The following is a 1,975-nucleotide window of genomic DNA, read 5'->3' on the forward strand; positions in this document are numbered from 1 at the left end:
CAGGACGCGCTGCCACGCAAGCGGAGTCAGCCTGTGTCGGCAGGTGGCAGAGTACTCGGCTGACCGCCGCCGTCAGTCCCGGACCGGTCTGGTCGCGGCCTGACCAGCCGACCGGGTGGAGCGTGCTGGACTGGCCCGCGCGGCTGCACTCGAAGCCGAAGGCCCCGGTCTGGTTCGCCGTTGCGCGGCCCCAGGTGCCGACCTGACCGCGGCCGGTCGCCGAGCCCGCCGCGGTCCCGGCCGTGGCCGCCCCCGTGGCCGAGGGCGCGCGGGAGACCCGTATCCCGGTCAAGGGCGTCCGCAAGGTCACCGCCCAGGCCATGGTCGGCTCCGCCTTCACCGCTCCGCACGTCACCGAGTTCATCACCCTGGACGTGACCCGGACCATGAAGCTGGTCCAGGAGCTGAAGGAGGACCCCGACCTCGCCGGGCTGCGGATCAACCCGCTGCTGCTGATCGCCAAGGCGGTCCTGGTCGCGATCCGCCGCAACCCCGACGTCAACGCGTCGTGGGACGAGGCCGCCCAGGAGATCGTGCTCAAGCACTACGTCAACCTCGGCATCGCCGCGGCGACCCCGCGGGGCCTGATCGTCCCCAACATCAAGGACGCCCACGCCAAGACGCTGGCCGAGCTGTCCGGGTCCCTCTCCGAGCTGGTCGCCACGGCCCGCGACGGGAAGACCAGCCCGGCGGCCATGCAGGGCGGGACCATCACCATCACCAACGTCGGCGTCTTCGGCGTCGACACCGGCACCCCGATCCTCAACCCCGGCGAGTCCGCGATCCTCGCCGTCGGTGCGATCAAGCTCCAGCCGTGGGTGCACAAGGGCAAGGTCAAGCCGCGCCAGGTCACCACCCTCGCGCTGTCCTTCGACCACCGCCTCATCGACGGCGAGCTCGGCTCCAAGTTCCTGGCCGACATCGCCGCCGTACTGGAACACCCGCGCCGCCTGATCACCTGGAACTGATCCGGGCGCGACCGGCACCGACCGGCACCGACCGGCATCCGGATGGCCGGCCTCCGTAACGGGGGCCGGCCATCCGGCGTTCCACGGCGCCGGCCTTCCCGACGGCCGGACGGCCGGTGCCGGGCCGGACCGGACGGGTTACGCGGTACGGGGTCCCCTCCCGGGGCCGGGACGGTAGCCTCCCCGCCGGGGAGGGGGGAGCGGGTGTCCATCGCCGAGTTGCAGGTCTGCTCCGTCGAAGAGGCGGACGTGACCGGTGGGGTGTGCGTGGTCCGCTGCGTCGGCGGGGTCGCGCGGGCCGGACAGGTCTACGCCGCCGGGGAATCGAGGCTGGGCCTGCGCCGCATCGAGCGCAACGGGCGGCCGGTCGGCTCCTTCGCCGCCGGACACATGGCCACGGTGCGCCTCAGCGGCGCCGCGGTCGCGCTGCTCAGCCGGGGCCAGGTGCTGACCTCCGTACCGCCGGGCGGGCACGGCCTGCAGGACCTGGAGGACTGGCTGGCCACCGACCCGCCGCTGGTGGACGAGCCCGGGCCGGTAGCCCTGCGCAGCCTGGCCGTCGGCCGGATGCAGGACGAGCTGCTGCCCGACGAGGAGCGGCTGCGCTGGGGCCGTGTCGCGCTCGCGGCCTGCCGCCGCAAGGCGCAGTGGGCGGGCGAGGACCCTCCCCCGGACGTCGTCCGGGGGGACCCCCTCGCCGCCGCGGCCGAGGAGGCGGCAGTACGGGGCTACCTCATCCAGCAGTTCGGCCCGGACCCGGCCGACCCGCCCCGGGATCCGGCCCGGCTCTGCCGGGAGCTGCTCGCCCTGCTGGCCCGGACCGCGGCCACCCCGCAGGCCGCGGCGCAGGCGGCGCGCGACTGGCGGGAGCTGCCCAAGGCCCGCATCCTCCAGCTGCGCCGGGTCAAGAACGTCCTGCCCTGGCTGGCCCTGGCCCGCGCGCACCTGGCGCCGTACGACCCGCTGGGCCCGGCGGCGGACGCCTGGACCCGGCTGCGGCCGTACCT

General features: G+C 75.0%; 1 protein-coding gene and 1 pseudogene. Both read left to right on the forward strand.

Going from position 1 to position 1,975, the window contains the following annotated elements:
- Nucleotides 1-212 precede the first annotated feature (212 nt).
- Nucleotides 213-968 (forward strand): annotated as a pseudogene (locus GPJ59_RS35825) (dihydrolipoamide acetyltransferase family protein); the annotation flags it as partial.
- 204 nt (nucleotides 969-1,172) lie between these two features.
- Nucleotides 1,173-1,975, forward strand: an 803-nt coding sequence (locus tag GPJ59_RS35830; RefSeq protein WP_219672300.1) for a hypothetical protein, incomplete at its 3' end; no start/stop codon positions are given.

It is taken from the genome of Streptomyces bambusae (genome assembly GCF_019400985.1).
GTDB classification, from domain to species: domain Bacteria; phylum Actinomycetota; class Actinomycetes; order Streptomycetales; family Streptomycetaceae; genus Streptomyces; species Streptomyces bambusae_A.